At 59.8% G+C, this 17,698-nt stretch carries 15 protein-coding genes; 6 read left to right on the forward strand and 9 right to left on the reverse strand.

What is annotated here, in order from left to right:
* Positions 1-184 precede the first annotated feature (184 nt).
* From CFB34_RS24165 to dnaA, 6 genes are all read right to left on the reverse strand, one after another.
* Entirely contained in the window at positions 185-1,369 is a 1,185-nt protein-coding gene (locus CFB34_RS24165) for an RNA-binding domain-containing protein (protein WP_089441309.1), read from the reverse strand.
* Positions 1,370-1,689: 320 nt separating this feature from the next.
* Positions 1,690-3,384, reverse strand: coding sequence for a restriction endonuclease subunit S (locus CFB34_RS24170; protein ID WP_089441308.1), 1,695 nt, complete (start codon positions 3,382-3,384; stop codon positions 1,690-1,692).
* Positions 3,384-3,566, reverse strand: coding sequence for a hypothetical protein (locus CFB34_RS24175; RefSeq protein ID WP_143329476.1), 183 nt, complete (start codon positions 3,564-3,566; stop codon positions 3,384-3,386). The genes CFB34_RS24170 and CFB34_RS24175 overlap by 1 nt, the downstream gene beginning before the upstream one ends.
* Positions 3,567-3,710: 144 nt before the next feature.
* A complete protein-coding gene (gyrB, locus tag CFB34_RS24180; protein ID WP_039364634.1) occupies positions 3,711-6,185 on the reverse strand; it encodes a DNA topoisomerase (ATP-hydrolyzing) subunit B in 2,475 nt (824 codons plus the stop codon).
* A gap of 193 nt (positions 6,186-6,378) precedes the next feature.
* Entirely contained in the window at positions 6,379-7,485 is a 1,107-nt protein-coding gene (gene dnaN, locus CFB34_RS24185; RefSeq protein WP_039364632.1) for a DNA polymerase III subunit beta, read from the reverse strand.
* A 168-nt stretch (positions 7,486-7,653) separates the two neighbouring features.
* Positions 7,654-9,231, reverse strand: a complete 1,578-nt coding sequence (dnaA, locus tag CFB34_RS24190; RefSeq protein WP_089460201.1) for a chromosomal replication initiator protein DnaA — start codon at positions 9,229-9,231, stop codon at positions 7,654-7,656.
* Between the two features lie 421 nt (positions 9,232-9,652).
* Here dnaA and rpmH point away from each other — a divergent pair, with 421 nt between their 5' ends.
* From rpmH to yidC, 4 genes are all read left to right on the forward strand, one after another.
* Positions 9,653-9,787 (forward strand): 50S ribosomal protein L34, encoded by a 135-nt coding sequence (gene rpmH / locus CFB34_RS24195; RefSeq protein WP_004198824.1) that lies wholly within the window; start codon positions 9,653-9,655, stop codon positions 9,785-9,787.
* A gap of 15 nt (positions 9,788-9,802) precedes the next feature.
* Positions 9,803-10,264: a ribonuclease P protein component gene (rnpA, locus tag CFB34_RS24200; protein WP_039364627.1), complete on the forward strand. Its 462-nt coding sequence runs from the start codon at positions 9,803-9,805 to the stop codon at positions 10,262-10,264.
* A 75-nt stretch (positions 10,265-10,339) separates the two neighbouring features.
* Positions 10,340-10,606, forward strand: coding sequence for a membrane protein insertion efficiency factor YidD (yidD, locus tag CFB34_RS24205; protein WP_006750110.1), 267 nt, complete (start codon positions 10,340-10,342; stop codon positions 10,604-10,606).
* An 8-nt stretch (positions 10,607-10,614) separates the two neighbouring features.
* Positions 10,615-12,279, forward strand: a complete 1,665-nt coding sequence (yidC, locus tag CFB34_RS24210) for a membrane protein insertase YidC (protein WP_047852381.1) — start codon at positions 10,615-10,617, stop codon at positions 12,277-12,279.
* Positions 12,280-12,384: 105 nt separating this feature from the next.
* On the opposite strand, the gene CFB34_RS24215 is transcribed toward yidC, so the two are convergent.
* Complete coding sequence (locus CFB34_RS24215) at positions 12,385-12,816, reverse strand: transcriptional regulator (RefSeq protein WP_089426622.1); 432 nt, start codon at positions 12,814-12,816, stop codon at positions 12,385-12,387.
* Positions 12,817-13,159: 343 nt separating this feature from the next.
* Between CFB34_RS24215 and mnmE the strand changes: the two genes are divergently transcribed.
* Positions 13,160-14,554, forward strand: a complete 1,395-nt coding sequence (gene mnmE / locus CFB34_RS24220) for a tRNA uridine-5-carboxymethylaminomethyl(34) synthesis GTPase MnmE (protein WP_089441305.1) — start codon at positions 13,160-13,162, stop codon at positions 14,552-14,554.
* 495 nt (positions 14,555-15,049) lie between these two features.
* Here mnmE and CFB34_RS24225 read toward each other — a convergent pair whose 3' ends face one another.
* Positions 15,050-16,267 carry a DUF6402 family protein gene (locus CFB34_RS24225; RefSeq protein ID WP_089441304.1) on the reverse strand — a complete coding sequence of 406 codons (1,218 nt, stop codon included), beginning with the start codon at positions 16,265-16,267 and terminating at the stop codon, positions 15,050-15,052.
* A gap of 472 nt (positions 16,268-16,739) precedes the next feature.
* On the opposite strand from CFB34_RS24225, the gene CFB34_RS24230 reads away from it, so the two are divergent.
* Positions 16,740-17,267: a hypothetical protein gene (locus tag CFB34_RS24230; RefSeq protein WP_143329475.1), complete on the forward strand. Its 528-nt coding sequence runs from the start codon at positions 16,740-16,742 to the stop codon at positions 17,265-17,267.
* 217 nt (positions 17,268-17,484) lie between these two features.
* On the opposite strand, the gene CFB34_RS39080 is transcribed toward CFB34_RS24230, so the two are convergent.
* On the reverse strand, positions 17,485-17,607 hold the full coding sequence (locus tag CFB34_RS39080; RefSeq protein ID WP_256976788.1) for a hypothetical protein: 123 nt from the start codon (positions 17,605-17,607) through the stop codon (positions 17,485-17,487).
* Positions 17,608-17,698: the final 91 nt, after the last annotated feature.

Consider the following 17,698-nt stretch of genomic DNA (forward strand, 5'->3'; position numbering starts at 1 on the left):
CCGTCGGTGAATACATGCGCAACGCCACCGCCAGACTCAAACCCGGATTACGTTCCGGTTACGTGATCACCCGTTTCGGTCCCGTGATCGCTCATTCCGGCATCGTGATCACGCGTTTCGGAAACCTGTGATCAGCGATCACGATCAACCGAAACGGGTGATCACGATCATTCGGAATCCATGATCACGATCCGCCGAAATGCGTGATCACGTTCGCCGGAATACGCAGCCGAGCCTGACGAGCGTACATGTCATGAATGCCGTACCCCATTGTGTCGATCATGTTCAACTCGGCCATGGCTTGCGCCAAGAACGGATTGCGGTAGCGCCTTGGGATCTTGTTGCCCTCGAGGTAGTCGTCCGGCGAGCCTTCAAAGAAGCTGCCTTCGTTTTCGAAAATCAATTGATCCGGACGCTCAGTTACCACGATACGACCGTTGCGAGCATAGTCCTGGTGCGCGATACAGTTGTGCAACGCTTCCAGCACGATCTTCTGGTCATACTTCGAGACCTCGATCGGTAGCAATTCGTCCAGTGGCAATAGTCGAAGTTGGATGTTGCGAATACGCTGATACAGGCGGGATGTACTCAACAAGAAGGGCGGGCCGAAATGCTCGTAGGCTCGTTCTGGGCCGTCCAGCTTCCAGGTCAATTGTGCCGGATGAGGTGACAGGCGCCACGTGGATTCAGCTTTGCCTAACAACAGCAACGTGGTGCGCGTAATCCGACCATTTTGAGTGATACGGGCGCGATCCAGGAACGTCGCCAGAGGCCAGTTCGTAACTTCATCCGGCGCGAAGCGGTTGGCATATTTTTGCCCGAAGGACTCTCGGGCCTTGCGTACCGCAGCCTCATCTAAGTCATCAAGCGTCGCGTCTACAACAACCTGAGCGGTCCAATCTTGCGAGATGGTTTGCTGGCGGATTTCGTCTAGCTTGTCCAAACCCAAAGGAATTCGGCTCTCACCTGCGCGAGCGTAATAGTGGCCCTTCCAAGCGATGGGGATGCCCCGTGGTGCGGCGGGAATCTCGAATAACACTACGCGACCACAATCATCGTTCAGAGTATGAATGTTGCGGAATGTGATGCTCGGCTCAGTGCCTTGTGCGACTTGGTTCTTTAGGTTGTTGAGCCGATCCGGCTCCGGACGATAGTTCGTCCCTACGACGGCACGCGATTTGTCGTTGACGCCAAATACTAACCAGGAGCGTTCAGCACCACGTAGGTTGGCTTCGTTGCACAACGCAGAGAAATACTCGCCGATCTTGTCCGTATGGTAGTCGTTGCCTGCCTGTTTGAACTCCACGACCTCACTCTCCCACGCAGTGATCAACTGCCCAAGTAGGGCCTTCAGCTCTGATTGCTCCATGCCAATGCCCCTTAGATGTGCAGCGGCGCCGTGACCGTAGACGGCAGGTGCCGGCGGTGGATCTTGACGGTCTCGTAATCGAAGTTGCTAACCTGATGGAGCGCGGATTTGAGCCGGAAGGGCATGGGACTGAATTTGGAGCGCGGAGATGCCGTAATCATAGCGTTATAGCGAGTTCGCTCGAGTGACGAAGCAGCTGGGCTGCTGACGTCACTTTGATGCGAGAAAGTCTCATCGCTGGTGACGGGGTTATGTGGGACGTGCCTGATGGCTGAAGCAGTATCCAAGCACGCGGGTTAGCTTTACGCATACGTTAGCCGTTACGCCCCAAACAAATCACCGGTTTTCGAGATTTCCTCCAGTGAGTCAGCTAACAATTGCGCTCGTTCCACTTCTAGCCGCTGAATTTCGACGGTCTTTTCGTTGATGGCCTTCAGCGCATTTACCGCTATTGCGCAGGTGTGGTCAGTGGGGATTGGCACAGCAAGACCATTGAGGTCAGCAATTCGAATGTTACGCACCGTACTCCCGGTCACAATTGACCGTAGTCGTTCAATACCTGTCGGGCTCTTGAGGTAAAGGTAAAGTGCCTTCGCTTCCGCCGGGCTTTTTGCGCGTAGTACCAAGCAGGAATTTGGTAGAAGTATCAACCCGTTGGTTGGTTGCTCAACAAGTCCCACCGCGCCGACCGTCCCCTTCACGACGATGATGATGTCTTCAGCTTCAAGGTCAGCAGCAGTTTCATGAGCTTTACTGCGCTCGCTTTCACCATCCGGCCCGCCCATTGTTTCGACGTAACGAATATATGGGAACGCTTGTAGGATGCTCTCGGTCGTCACTGCCGCGCTTGGTCTGTGTGCTCCTTCAGGCAATGCGGTCGGACGAACAATGCGCACGAGGTCGCGTAGGGCTGTCTGTCCTCCAGCTTGGCAAGCGTCAGCTGAGGTATCTCCAAGTAGCATTCGCGGCAAAAGGGAGCTGACCTCCTGTGCTTGCCGGTATGAAATTAAGCGACCGTTGTCGATATCGTCCACGCATCTATTGACTATCTTTGCTGCGAGCGCACGGCTGGATGCAACCTCTACTCGTCGTCCCCGACCGCGGGTAGCTGGAGAGGCATGTTCGGGCAAATTCATAACGAACACGGACTGTTCCATCACGGGATTCTGAGACGGTCTAAGCACTAACGCGGAATACTGGTGCGTCGCTAGTGGAGTTGTACCGCTAGGAAGCTCGAGTACTGATTCGACAAGTCCCGCAGACAGGAGGTCCCGTCGGAATTCAGCAGCCTTCCCAGTCCGATAGAGCATTGAACTCGGAACGAGCACTATCAGTCGCGTGACAGTGGCCCCGTACCTCAACATCACAGCGTGAAGGTCTTCGCTGGCTGCGTACGGCAGTTGTTTCACATGGGCACCGCCTGAAACTCCTGGTATGAGGGGGAGAGCGGCAATTAGAACGCCGTCATCGCGTTTCGGTGCTGAAGTTTTTTCAGATGGCAGAAGCCCATTCGTTCTTCCGTCTCGTCCTCGATTCGATTCCGAGCTGCCTCCAAAGATCCCTCCCTCGGCGACCGTCCAGGCGGGAGTGCTCGCAATTTCGGCACACAGCTTTGGAACCTCAAAGTCGGAACAGTACTGTTCCACGTAGATGCCTGAGGTAACCAACCTTGACGCCACAAGGCAAAGCGGATCCTGCAGAATGATTGCGCGGGAATGCCCGCCTTCAATGACGAGGTCAGCCAAAAGTTGTGCGATGTCGGGCGTAAGCATCGCTTCCCCGCGACGCCTAGCCGTGTCGGAAAGTGAAATCCAATCAAGAACCTCCGCAAGATGGGCCTTCGTGGATTCGAATGCCGCATCCAGACTTGGCTTCGGCAGAGGCAATTGATTCGATCGCGGCGAGCCGTCGCGTTGTATCTCGGCCAGCAGGGTAAGCGCCGCACGATATGCGTCCGGCACGCCGTCGTTGCTTAAGGTCGAGACTAGCTCTCGAAAGAGATCGATCTTATCCATCACTTCTGCTTTCCGCCATTCTCAGCGCTGCTTCCCTCTGCATGCGGCCGACTATCGACCGTCAGGTGAAAGTCGACCTTTACCGGCGGCAGATTCACAGGGTGCAACGTAAGCACGGTGGCCACAACTACCCAGATGGGCTGCCGGGTATGCCGGCGCATTTCTGAAGGCTGAATTTTCATGTCGGTTCCCCTGGTACGATGTACGAGCAAATCATGACATGAAATGTCTGTCGTGTGCAACATCACGCCCGACGAAAAAGTAAAAAAAGACCCATAAGCTTTCAACTTATGGGTCTGCTTTTCGGTTGCTATCTACGGCATGAGTTAGACGTCAATATTCCCCGCCCGCAACGCGTTCGACTCGATAAACGCCCGCCGCGGCTCGACATCATCCCCCATGAGGGTAGTAAAGATCCCATCCGCAGCAATCGCATCCTCGATCTGCACACGCAGCAGACGCCGCACTGCCGGATCCATCGTCGTTTCCCACAGCTGCTCGGGGTTCATCTCGCCGAGCCCCTTATAGCGTTGTTTGGAGACGTTGCGTTCAGCATCCGCCAGCAGCCACTTCATCGCGCTCTTGAAGTCCGCCACGGCCATGCTGCGCTCGCCGCGCTTGATGACCGCACCTTCCCCAATAAGCCCCTTGAACGTATTCGCGGTGGTCACGAGCTGCTGATAATCCGCCGTGTGCTGGAATTCCTGGTCGATAACCGAAACCCGCACGTTGCCGTGATGCGTCCGCTCGACATGCAGCGCTCGCTGTTCCCGAACCGGATCATACGAAGGCACAACCCGCACTTCGTTCTTCAGCGCTTCATCATGCAACGCAGCGTGCAGCGCCTTAGCCGAAGCCTCGGTCGACTCTTCGTTGGAAAGATCGATCACCACCCCGTCCATGACCGCTTCCAGCGCGGCCGGGTCATACAACCGGCTCAACCGCTCGATCACGCTCTGCGAAAGCAGATACGACCGCGCCAGCTCCCCAAGCGCATCGCCCGAAATCGCCGCCGCGTTCTCACCCGGCACCAGCTCCGACCCTTGCAGCGCCAACCGCAGCATATGCGCGTTGAGCTCCACGTCATCCTTCAGATACCGCTCGTCCTTGCCCGCCTTGATCTTGTAAAGCGGCGGCTGTGCGATATACACGTACCCGCGCTCGATCATGTCCGGCATCTGGCGATAGAGGAACGTGAGCAGCAGCGTCCGGATGTGCGCACCGTCGACGTCCGCGTCGGTCATGATGATGATGCGGTGATAGCGCAGCTTGTCGAGGTTGTAGTCTTCCTTGCCGATCCCGCAGCCGAGCGCGGTCACGAGCGTGACGATCTGCTCCGACGACAGCAGCTTGTCGTAGCGCGCCTTCTCGACGTTCAGCACCTTGCCGCGCAGCGGCAGGATCGCCTGGAACTTGCGATCCCGGCCTTGCTTGGCCGACCCACCTGCCGAGTCACCCTCGACGATATAGATTTCGCACTTCGCCGGGTCTTTCTCCTGGCAGTCCGCGAGCTTGCCGGGCAGGCCGACGCCGTCGAGCACGCCCTTGCGTCGCGTCATCTCACGCGCTTTCCGCGCCGCATCACGCGCACGAGCAGCCTCGACGATCTTCCCGCAGATGATCTTCGCGTCGATCGGCGTTTCCAGCAGGAACTCTTCGAGCGCCTTCGCCACAACTTCTTCAACCGGCGCACGAACCTCGGAAGAAACCAGCTTGTCCTTCGTCTGCGAGCTGAACTTCGGCTCCGGCACCTTCACGGACAGCACGCACGACAACCCTTCGCGCATGTCGTCGCCGGTCGTCTCGACCTTCGCCTTCTTCGCGATTTCGTTGTCGGTGATGTACTTGTTGATGACGCGCGTCATCGCAGCGCGCAGGCCGGTCAAGTGCGTGCCGCCATCCCGCTGCGGAATGTTGTTCGTGAAGCACAGCACGTTTTCGTTGTAGCTGTCGTTCCACTGCATCGCGACTTCGACGCCCACGCCATCCTTCTCGCCGTTGGCGAAGAAAACGGTCGGGTGCAGGTTGGTCTTCGTCTTGTTGATGTACTCGACGAAGCCCTTCACACCGCCGGCGAACGCGAAATCGTCTTCCTTGCCCGAACGCAGGTCGGTGAGGCGAATCCGCACACCGTTGTTCAGGAACGAAAGCTCGCGCATCCGCTTCGCGAGGATGTCGTAGTGATACTCGACCGTACCGAAAATCGTCGGATCGGCCATGAAGTGCACTTCGGTGCCGCGGTTCTCGGTGTCACCGGTCACGAGCATCGGCGACACTTCGACGCCATCGACCACCTCGAGCACGCGATCCTGCGCGACGCCGCGATGGAACTCCATGAACCGCTTCTTGCCGTCGCGGCGCACCGTGAGGCGCAGCCAGCTCGACAGCGCGTTCACGCACGACACACCCACGCCGTGCAGGCCGCCGGACACCTTGTAGCTGTTCTGGTCGAACTTGCCGCCGGCATGCAGCTCGGTCATTACGATTTCCGCGGCGCTGCGCTTCGGCTCGTGCTTGTCGTTCATCTTCACGTCGGTCGGAATCCCGCGGCCGTTGTCGGTCACGGAAATCGAGTTGTCGGCGTGAATCGTCACGTGGATGTCGTTGCAGTACCCGGCCAGCGCTTCGTCGATCGAGTTGTCGAGCACCTCGAACACGAGGTGGTGCAGACCGGTGCCGTCCGACGTGTCGCCGATGTACATCCCGGGGCGCTTGCGCACCGCTTCCAGGCCTTCGAGGATCTGGATCGACGAGGCGCCGTAGCTGCTGTTATCGGGTTGCGAATTGTGCTGTTCACTCATGGATATCTTCCGGTTCTGCGAGGCCACTCTAGTGGCGGCGCGGTGCGTTTCAGCGAGAGAAATCGCCGGGCCGCTCCAGTTTCCTGGCTCGTCCACGGTGCCGGTCAGGCACCGAAAGGACGGGTTGTCGGTTCGCCATAAAAACGCCAAAGGGGCTTGCCGCCCCCTGGTGTGTGTCGTGATGTCGCGCGCGTCAGATGCGCATCGGCATCACGACATACTTGAACTCGTCGTTCTCGGGCACGGTAATCAGCGCGCTCGAGCTGGCGTCGCCGAGGCTCACCTGCACGGTGTCGACCTTCAGGTTCGCGAGCACGTCGAGCAGATACGTGACGTTGAAGCCGATGTCGACGGTATCGCCCTGGTAGGCGATTTCCAGTTCTTCCTGCGCCTCTTCCTGATCGGCGTTGGTCGACATGATCTTCAGCTGGCCCGGCGCGATGATGCAGCGCACGCCCTTGAACTTGTCCGAGGTCAGGATCGCCGCGCGTTGCAGCGAACGCTGCAGCTCTTCACGGCCGATCTCGAACGTGTTCTTGTGCGCCTTCGGGATCACGCGCTGGAAGTCGGGGAACTTGCCCTCGACGAGTTTCGACACGAGCTCGACCTGGCCGAACGTGAACTTGGCCTGGGTTTGCGCGATGTCGATGGTGACGGTGTCGTCGATGTCTTCGAGCAGGCGTTGCAGCTCGAGAATCGTCTTGCGCGGCACGATGACTTCCTGGCGGCCGAACGTGCCGCCTTCGAGCTTCATCGACGAGAACGCGAGGCGGTGGCCGTCGGTGGCCACGGCCATCAGCTGGTCGCCGTCGACGACGAGCAGCATGCCGTTCAGGTAGTAGCGGATGTCCTGCTGCGCCATCGCGAAGTGCACCATGCCGAGCAACTGGCGGAACGACTTCTGCGGGACGGTCAGCGTGGCGCCGAAATCCTTCGCCTGCGCGACGGTCGGGAACTCGTCGGCCGCCAGCGTCTGGAGTGCGAAACGGCTCTTGCCGGATTGAACGGTGAGGCGCTTGTCGGCGAGCGACAGCGTGACCTGGCCGTCAGGCATCGCGCGCAGGATGTCGAGCAGCTTGCGCGCGGCGACGGTGGTCGCGACCTGGTCGCCGCCGACGCCGAAATCGGCGCGCGTGGTGATCTGCAGTTCCAGGTCGGTCGACAGGAACGAAACGTCCGAGCCGTTCTTGGTGATCAGCAGGTTGGCGAGGATCGGCAACGTATGGCGGCGTTCGACGATGCCGCTGACCGTTTGCAGCGGCCTGAGGAGGGTGTCTCGTTCGGTCTTGACCAGTTGCATAGAGTTCCTTCGTTGAGTAACGGCCTGCAGCGCAGCAGCCTCGCAGCGCCCCGCCGGCCGGGCTCTTGGCCCGCCACCACCGGGGCGGTCAAACCAGTATTGTGCCTCAAAACCGAACCGCCCCCCTTAAATTGGGGCGGAGGCCGAATTATCAAGCGCGCCGCGCGCTCAGCCCTTCAGCGTCTGTTCCAGCACGTGCAGCTCGTGGTTGAGCTGCGCGTCCTTGCTGCGTTCGTCGGCGATCTTGCGCACCGCGTGCAGCACGGTGGTGTGATCGCGCCCGCCGAACAGCTCGCCGATTTCCGGCAGGCTCTTCTGCGTGAGTTCCTTCGCGAGATACATCGCGATCTGCCGCGGCCGCGCGATGTTCGCGGGGCGCTTCTTCGAGTACATGTCCGCGACCTTGATGTTGTAGAAGTCGGCGACGGTCTTCTGGATGTTCTCGACCGAAATCTGCCGGTTCTGCACGGTCAGCAGGTCCTTCAGCGCTTCCTTGGTCAGCTCGATCGAGATCTCGCGGCCGTGGAACTTCGAATACGCGAGGATCTTGCGCAGCGCGCCTTCGAGTTCGCGCACGTTCGAGCGCAGGTGCTTCGCGACGAAGAACGCGACGTCTTCCGACAGGTTCACGCCTTCCGACTGCGCCTTACGCATCAGGATCGCGACGCGCATTTCCAGCTCGGGCGGCTCGATCGCGACGGTGAGGCCCGAGTCGAAGCGCGAGATCAGGCGATCGTCGATCCCCGAAATCTCCTTCGGATACGTGTCGCTGGTGATGATCACCTGCGCCTTGTTCGCGACCAGCGCCTCGAACGCGTAGAAGAATTCCTCTTGCGTGCGCGACTTGCCGGAGAAGAACTGAATATCGTCGATCAGCAGCAGGTCGAGCGAGTGGTAGTAGCGCTTGAAGTCGTCGAACGCCTTGCGCTGGTACGCCTTCACCACATCCGACACGTATTGTTCGGCGTGGATGTAGCGGATCCGTGCGCCGGCCTTGTCGAGCAGCAGCTGGTTGCCGATCGCATGGATCAGGTGGGTCTTGCCGAGGCCGACGCCGCCGTACAGGAACAGCGGGTTGTACGAGATGCCAGGGTTGTCCGCGACCTGGATCGCGGCGGCGCGCGCGAGCTGGTTCGCCTTACCGGTCACGAAGTTGTCGAACGTGAGCACGGGGTTCAGCTTCGAGCGCTCGTACATCGAATCGGCTTCGCCGCCGTTGGCCGGCGCGGCGCCGGGGCCCGGGCGCCACGTGCGGCGGCCAGCCGCCGCTTCGTGCGCGGGCAGGCTCGGCAGGTCGATGTCGGCGTCGTCGGCGTTCAGGTGATGCGCGGCGGCGGCCGACGGCGTCATCGGCACGTCGGCCGGCGCGGCGGGCGCGGCCGAAGCATTTGCAGTCAGGTTGGCGGCGATCGCGGCCACCGTTGCGGCGGGGCCGGTCGGGGCCAGCGGCGCGCGCGGGGCGGCCGGTGCTGCGCCGGCGGCGGCGCTGCGCATGCCTGCCTTGGGATCGAGGACGAACTGGACTTCGATCGGCGTGTTCCAGAATTCGCGGGCCAGATCGCTGATCCGTCCCGAAAACTGGCTCTTGACCCAGTCCAGCTTGAAGCGGTTCGGCGCGGCGATGGACAGCGTGTTCGCCGACGCATCGAAGGCCACCGGGGCCAAGGGTTTGATCCACGTCACGTACTGCTGGGGCGTCAGCTCGCGCTCCAGCAGTGCGGAACAGTGTTGCCAGAAATCGTTCATCAAGTAACTGTCGTTTTTTGCGTGCACAGCGCGGCTCGCCGGCGCCCTTGTCGCGGTAGCGCAACAAGGCCCGAAGCGGTCGTGCGAGCGTGCCTCGGACGCCTGCGTCACAGTGTTGGAGGGGCAGGCGCGAGCCGAAGCGGCGTGCGGGATTCTTGGAGATAAGGCGAGATTCTACCGCCAAACGCGGCCACAGAGCGAGTTATCCACAGGCCGGTTGTGTGGGGCGCGGGGCCGGATCGCTCGGGGCGGGCACAGGCGATCGACTCCTAAAGTATTGACCGTCAACGGAAAAACGGTTTAAATAGCGGGTTCCGCGAAAACCAATCCTGTATTCCCGGCGATTGCGTTCGCCCGAATGCCTCCGGTTAAGGGCACGCGGTCCCCTGAATTTCGACATTCTCGAACAAGTGAGAACATCATGAAACGTACTTACCAACCGTCCGTGACGCGCCGCAAGCGCACCCATGGCTTCCGTGTCCGCATGAAGACGGCAGGTGGCCGCAAGGTCATCAACGCTCGCCGCGCGAAGGGCCGCAAGCGCCTCGCCATCTAAGGCAGGTTGCGCGCTGTGTCCGCCGTCCGCAGTCCTGCGGAAGGTGCCGTCGAGCCGGGTGCGAATCCGTCGCAGACGAAAGCCGCCTTCCCGAAAGCTGCGCGACTTCTGAAAACGGATGAATTTTCATCCGTTTTTCGTTTGCGCCCCTGGCGGCGCTCCGCGCACTTCGTGATTTACGGCAAGCCGACCGGTCAGCCCGCGCGTCTGGGGCTCGTCGTCGGCAAGAAGTATGCGCCGCGTGCAGTAACACGTAACCTCGTGAAGCGGCTGGCGCGCGATCAGTTTCGCCTGCGCCGGGCCGAATTCGCCGGTTACGACCTGCTGCTGCGGCAGCACACGCGCTTCGACAAGAAAGCGCTGCCGAGCGCGGCTTCCGCCCCGCTCGCGGCGATGTGCGCGGCCGAGATTCGCGAACTGCTCGACAGGGCAGTCCGGGAGATCGCCCGCCGTGCGTCGAAGCCCGCGTCCGAGTGACGCATCCGTGCCCGGAGCGGCGTTCGCGCCTGCCCGGCCGGTTTTGACGCGGCGCCGAACGGCGTCGCCCAAGGTATGGAAACGGTATTGATCGCCTTGCTGCGCTTCTACAAGGTTGCCGTGAGCCCGATGCTCGGCAACCGTTGCCGTTTTTATCCTTCCTGTTCGGATTACGCGCGCGAGGCAATCCAGTATCATGGCGCCGCGCGCGGCACGTATCTCGCCGTCAGGCGCGTGTGCCGATGCCATCCGTTTTCCGCGGGCGGCATCGACCTCGTCCCGCCGCCCAACTCCGACACTCGCGCTCGCGGCGAAGCCGACGCGCGGTCCCATCGACTCTGAGACAACGCATGGATATCAAACGCACCGTCCTATGGGTGATCTTCTTCATGTCAGCTGTCATGCTGTACGACAACTGGCAGCGGGACCATGGACGCCCGTCGATGTTCTTCCCGAGCGCTACGCAGACGGCCCCCGCGGCCGCTGCCGGCGGTGCATCGGGCACGGGCGCGACGACGACCGCAGGTGAAGTGCCTGCCGCCGCAGCCGGCGCCGCACCGTCGACGACGGCACCGGCCGCCCAGGCGCAGCTCGTGAAGTTCTCGACCGACGTGTATGACGGCGAAATCGACACGCGCGGCGGCACGCTCGCGAAGCTGACGCTGAAGAAGCAGGGCGACGGCAAGCAGCCCGACCTGTACATCACGCTGTTCGACCACACGGCCGGCCACACGTATCTCGCACGCTCGGGCCTGCTCGGCGGCGATTTCCCGAACCACAACGACGTCTACACGCAGCTGAACCCGGGCTCGACGTCGCTGACGGGTGACCAGAACGCGCTGAAGCTGTCGTTCGAATCGCCGGTGAAGGGCGGCGTGAAGGTCGTGAAGACCTACACGTTCACGCGCGGCAGCTATGTGATCGGCGTCGACACCAAGATCGACAACGTCGGCACGGCACCGGTCACGCCGACGGTCTACATGGAACTGGTGCGCGACAACACGGCCGTCGAAACGCCGATGTTCTCGCACACGTTCCTCGGGCCGGCGGTCTATACGGATGCGAAGCACTTCCAGAAGATCAACTTCAGCGACCTCGACAAGAACAAGGCCGACTACGTGACCTCCGCCGACAACGGTTGGGTCGCGATGGTGCAGCACTACTTCGCGTCGGCCTGGATTCCGCAGCAGGGCGTGAAGCGCGACATCTACGCTGAAAAGATCGATCCGACGCTGTACCGCGTCGGCGTGAAGCAGCCGGTCGCCGCGATTGCGCCGGGCCAGTCGGCCGACGTGCAGGCGCGCCTGTTCGCCGGTCCGGAAGAAGAGCGCATGCTCGAAGGCATCGCGCCGGGCCTGGAACTCGTGAAGGACTACGGCTGGGTGACGATCATCGCGAAGCCGCTGTTCTGGCTGCTCGAGAAGATCCACAGCTACGTCGGCAACTGGGGCTGGTCGATCGTGCTGCTGACGATCCTGATCAAGGCCGTGTTCTTCCCGCTGTCGGCGGCGAGCTACAAGTCGATGGCGCGCATGAAGGAAATCACGCCGCGCATGCAGGCGCTGCGCGAACGCTTCAAGAGCGATCCGCAGAAGATGAACGCCGCGCTGATGGAGCTGTACAAGACCGAGAAGGTCAATCCGTTCGGCGGCTGCCTGCCGGTCGTGATCCAGATCCCGGTGTTCATCTCGCTGTACTGGGTGCTGCTCGCGTCGGTCGAAATGCGCGGCGCGCCGTGGGTGCTGTGGATTCACGACCTGTCGCAGCGCGATCCGTTCTTCATCCTGCCGGTGCTGATGGCTGTCTCGATGTACGTGCAGACGAGCCTGAACCCGACGCCGCCGGACCCGGTCCAGGCAAAGATGATGAAGTTCATGCCGATCGCGTTCTCGGTGATGTTCTTCTTCTTCCCGGCCGGCCTCGTGCTGTACTACGTCGTGAACAACGTACTGTCGATCGCGCAGCAGTACTACATCACGCGCAAGCTCGGCGGGGCCAAGAAGAAACCGGCCTGACGCCCGTTGCACACGCGGGGCGGCGCGTTCGCCCCGCGATGCACGAAAAAAAGCCGCATGGTTCGCCCATGCGGCTTTTTTGCTTTTTGCGGATCCGGTGCGGGGTTAGCCCTTCTTCGCTTCACCCGAGTCGCCGTAGAACTGCTCGACCAGTTCCTGCACGAGGTAGCGATGATGCGGCGACAACGCTTCGATCTTCGATGCGAGTTCGATCGTCTCGGGCGTCGGCGGATAGCGCTCGTCGCGTGGCAGCGGTTGCGGCGTCGGGTGTTCGATCACGCTCGGCGACGGGCCGTAATGCAGCCAGTGGACTTCGACGCGCAGCCATTCGGCGAGCGTGACGAGTTTGTCCGACGTCGGGATCGTGCGGCCCGTCAGCCATTTGTGCGCGGTTTGCGGCGAAACGGGCTGCGCTCCGCGGTGGCGCAGATTGAATCGGTTCGCCAGCTCCGTCGCACCGGTGACCTTCTCCGGGCTGCGCCGCAGGGCGAATTTCAGGCGTTCCGAGAACGCGGCTTTTTCTTCGGATGTCGGCATGGGGAGATTGTGCAATTCCACCGTCGTGTCCCAGACAACCATTCAGGATAAACATAACTCGTTCAGACGAATCCCGGTCTTGATTGAGGTGGGTGCTGGAATTAAGGGCCGCAGCGTTAGGCCGCTACAGCAGGCATACTCGTCCGAAATGGTGGCTGCGACATGGCGACTGGCTGATACCTGGCTTATCCCCGGCGGGATAAATTCGAGCGTGTCCGAATCCTGCGCGGCGGCCGGTGACGGGTGTGTCGGCACGCTACAATGCCGGCGTTCCGATGCCCGAAGTGTTGCGCGGGCGCACCATATTCACTGATCACCCGATTCATCCACTTATCCGATTCCCATGCTCGCTACCGATTCCGATCCGATCGTCGCCATTGCCACTGCTGCCGGCCGGGGTGGCATCGGGGTCGTCCGCGTGTCGTTCGGGCGCGGCGGCGAGGCGGCCGCGTTGCCGCTGATCGACGCGCTGTGCGGGCAGAAGCTCGCCCCGCGCCACGCGAGCTACGTGCCGTTCCTCGACGAGCACGGCGCGCCGCTCGACCGCGGGATCGCGCTGTATTTCCCGGCGCCGCATTCGTACACCGGCGAGCACGTGCTCGAGCTGCAGGGGCACGGCGGGCCGATCGTGATGCAGTTGCTGCTGCAGCGTTGCCTGGATGCGGGGCGCGGTTTCGGGCTGCGGCTCGCGGAGCCCGGCGAATTCACGCGGCGCGCGTTCCTGAACGACAAGCTCGATCTCGCGCAGGCCGAGGCCGTCGCCGACCTGATCGAGGCGAGCACCGAAGCCGCCGCGCGTTCGGCCGGGCGTTCGCTCGACGGCGCGTTCTCGCGGCAGATCCATGCGCTCGTCGACGACGTGATCACGCTGCGGATGCTGGTCGAGGCGACGCTCGATTTTCCGGAAGAAGAGATCGATTTCCTGGAGGCGGCCGACGCGCGCGGCAAGCTCGCGAAGATCCGCGCGCAGCTCGCGCACGTGCTGGGCGACGCGCGGCAAGGGGCGTTGTTGCGCGAAGGGCTGTCGGTTGTGCTGGCGGGGCAGCCGAACGTCGGCAAGTCGTCGTTGCTGAATGCGCTGGCCGGCGCGGAGCTGGCGATCGTCACGCCGATCGCGGGCACGACGCGCGACAAGGTCGCGCAGACGATCCAGGTCGAAGGGATTCCGCTGCACATCATCGATACGGCCGGGTTGCGCGAGACCGAGGACGAGGTCGAGCGGATCGGTATCGCACGCACGTGGAGCGAGATCGAGCGGGCGGATGTCGTGCTGCATCTGCTGGATTCGCGCACCGGGATGACGGCGGATGACGAAGTGATCGCCGCGCGGTTTCCGGGCGGCGTGCCAGTCGTGCGCGTGCTGAACAAGACGGATCTGACCGGTGTGGCGGCGTGTGTGGAGCATCCGGCGGCGGAGGGCGATCTGACCGAGGTGCATCTGTCTGCGAAGCGCGGCGACGGGATCGACATGCTGCGTGCGGAGCTGCTGCGGATTGCAGGGTGGCAGGCGGGGGCTGAGGGCGTTTATCTTGCGCGCGAGCGGCATCTGATCGCATTGCGGGCCGCGCAGGAGCATTTGGCCCAGGCGGCGGATCATGCGGAGCAGAGGGCGCAGTCGCTCGATCTGTTTGCCGAGGAGCTGCGGCTCGCACAGGAGCAGCTCAATGCGATTACCGGGGAGTTCACTTCGGATGACCTGCTGGGGGTGATTTTCAGCAGGTTTTGTATTGGGAAATAGAAGCGAAAAGGATTGCAGGCCGGGAATGGCACAGCCATCTCCCGGCAATAGAACGTGCCTGCATCCGCGAGATGACTGCCAGTCAGATCGACACTGTGGCTTTACAGATGTGGGCGGGCCGCTAGCATCCGATCGACCAACGATGGTGGCAGCGATATATATACAGAATCGTCTCCGCCATCACCTTTTGAAAAGGACACGTAGGCCTCGCTATAACTATTCCAGGAAATTTCGGGAATCGGTGTGCTGAATGTATGCTGGGCCATTAACCTCCCGGTTTGTGCGCTATATACGCGACCAACATATCGCGAATCTCCACCCGGAACCCAAGCTAATAGGCACAGGTCTGCAAGGTACATCCCATCTGGAGATGTTGACGATCTGCACACCTCCCCTCGAGGAGTTCGATCAAAGGCAAAGATGCCAATCAGTGCCATGGTGAGCACTGTGTAAGTAAGTCTCAAAGAAATCTTCATGATTTATTATTGAATTTGATTATAGTGAAATTTCTATGGGAGGGGAGATTGGGATGAATTTTTTGTCAGAATAGATGATAAAGTCGCCACCTCTGCCGTGTATCTCAGACCATTTTCTAAAATCGATATTTTCTACCGGATAGTAGACATTCCCCTTGATGAATGAATCGCCTCTCGCGACGGCGTATTTGACATATGGGATGTGCTCGGAGTTCGAAAATGCGGCGATTGCACTATATGGAACAATGATGACGCCGTCGCTACTCCAATGCCCTAAGTATTGGGATCGTTCACCAGATTTGTCGGTGAATGTATAGTTGTCTTTCACGTACACCCATACTCCGGTCACTTCAGCTATCGTTCTGCGTGAATCCACGTTCCACGAGAAACGCGCACTTCCGAGCGCTGCATAGATATTGAAAGATCCGAGCGCTCCGGATAGGTCGTCAGGCACGCCATTGTTGCGAAGTTGCGCATCTAGTTGAGTTTCAATTTTCTGCCCAAATGTGCTGTCTACTTTTGAGTATTGAAATTGGAACCTTCGGTGCAAATCGCGAATATCGTTGTCGCATATGTCGTCGGTATAGAGTCTCGCTGCGCAGTCTTTGTGCGGGATCAGTAGTTTATAAAGCTCGGTTCTGGATTTTGGTGAGCGAATCATTTCATTAATGAGGTGGTCGAATTGCCGCTTCGCTCGAGGAAAGCGCAGAATCCAATCCAATTTGACGGTGGACATGTCGTACATGTCGGGTGGATATGGTGATCCATCTTGATTAATTTCTGATGACTCATCCGAAGAGGTTCGTGAGTAATTCAATTTTCCAGAGAACCATCGCTCCATAAGTTTGGCAGATGTGGGGAGATATATCTTTCGCATTGCTGCGGGAATCTCTTGAATATCGAACGCTGGTACGGAATCGCCCTTTTTTAGTTTCACGATGGCGGGTTTGGGAGCGGGAGAGGCATTTAGCCAAGTTTGAAAGCGCGCCAACGCCTTGCCGGCTCTTTCCAAGTCATCAACCATTTTATCAAGCGTGTCTCGCTTGGGTGTGGCAGAGGAGTGTTTGGGTTTAGTTGCGATCGATTTTGGTTGCACCGGAAGCGGTGGCGCAGGTTTATCCATGGATAACGAGAAGTTTGGAACAATCTTGCATCCATCCGCGCCGTCATGGAGTTTCCACTTCCAAAGTATTTTATTTATCGTGAAATAGGGAATTTTTTCATTGTTCGATGGCATTTCTATTTTCGGATCCGGTCATGTTGGGCGGTATGCGCGATGCCTGTTACGCTAGCGTGATCACGCCGGCAAGATCAATCGGACTAGTTCGAAATGGTTGTTAACGTGACTGGGGTTAGGTCTAAATATTCTTGGGGCTTTCTTGGCCGTCCGGGCGCATGGGGATCGTGAGACCGTCGATAGGTACGCTAATTTTCAAAGGAGTTGCGATTTTTCATTTTTCTTGGCAAGGTGGCGGGCCGAGCGTTAGCTGTTATTGTGCCGGCGTCAACGGTGGTCGGCGGAGCGGGTACTCCAAAGGTAGAGCATCCCGTTGCGGTCGATGATAGGCGAGTCGTGGGAAATATCTATTACTTGGTCCGGAGTAACTCATTTCGCAAGTGCGGCAGCATCATCATCGGGGTGGTGATTTCATTATTCGTTCAGATTGCCACTATGTAACGTTGCAGGAACCCATCAGGCTTCGATTCGCATGAATATGAACATTAATGTGTCGGGCATGTGGTTAATGCTGGGTCTACTGACGATAATATTGCCCGTTATCGTGCTCGCTTCGATGGTGCGGTTGCTGAACGCTTTCTTATCTGGCTCAAGAGGTTGGGCTAATGTTATTGGAAATGAGATTTGGATTTTCGGTCGGCGCGCATTCGTTTCGGCTGTGGTCGTCACTGTCCTCGGGTTTGGCTGGAGCTGCTGGAAAGACGTACAGCTGCGTGCGAATTGCGATTCACGCACGCAAAAAATCGAGCGTTCCCCATACGGAGGCTATTGGGCACGATACTGCTATTTTGGAGATACGATTGTTCTCAGGCTTTACGACAGGGAGGGCGAGTGCCTCGTCGCCGAGCGAACGTATCGGGACGGGTCTCGCACACCCGTTGATCTTCATTGGGCCAAGGAGGCATTGATGTACCCCCAAGGGCTGGAGTTCGGCGAAACATTTGGCGAAATCAGTTTGCCGCCGACTTTCCTTGACCGGATGATGGCGCGGCTTCCCTAGCAGGTAACGTTGGGCGCCTATGCGTCGCAAACAGGTCGCGCTAAAGGGATGGGCCGCCGATTAGGCGACGGTCGATGCAAAGGCATCGACAGCGTGCTAGATGAATGTAGCTGCTGGTATGCCGAGCTGACCACGTTGGCCTGATGGCGGTGCGATCCGGATCATCGACTCTGCATGGGCTCGCATGCCGATCGCCCCATCCGGACCCTCACCCACATCAATCCCAATGACGATGATGGTGGTAATACCCATCCCCGTAATACCCGCCACCATCCGGCACAACGATACAGCCGCTCAACAGCACGGCGACGCCGGCAATCAGCAAAAGGGTCTTCTTCATCGCGTTCACCTGCATGGGTTCAATATGAAACCCAGCATAGCGAGCGCCCGCGACACCGGCTGTAAGCGATCGTTTCCCTGCTTCGCAATCC

Origin of the sequence: Burkholderia sp. HI4860 (assembly GCF_002223045.2) — a bacterium.
Classification (GTDB): domain Bacteria; phylum Pseudomonadota; class Gammaproteobacteria; order Burkholderiales; family Burkholderiaceae; genus Burkholderia.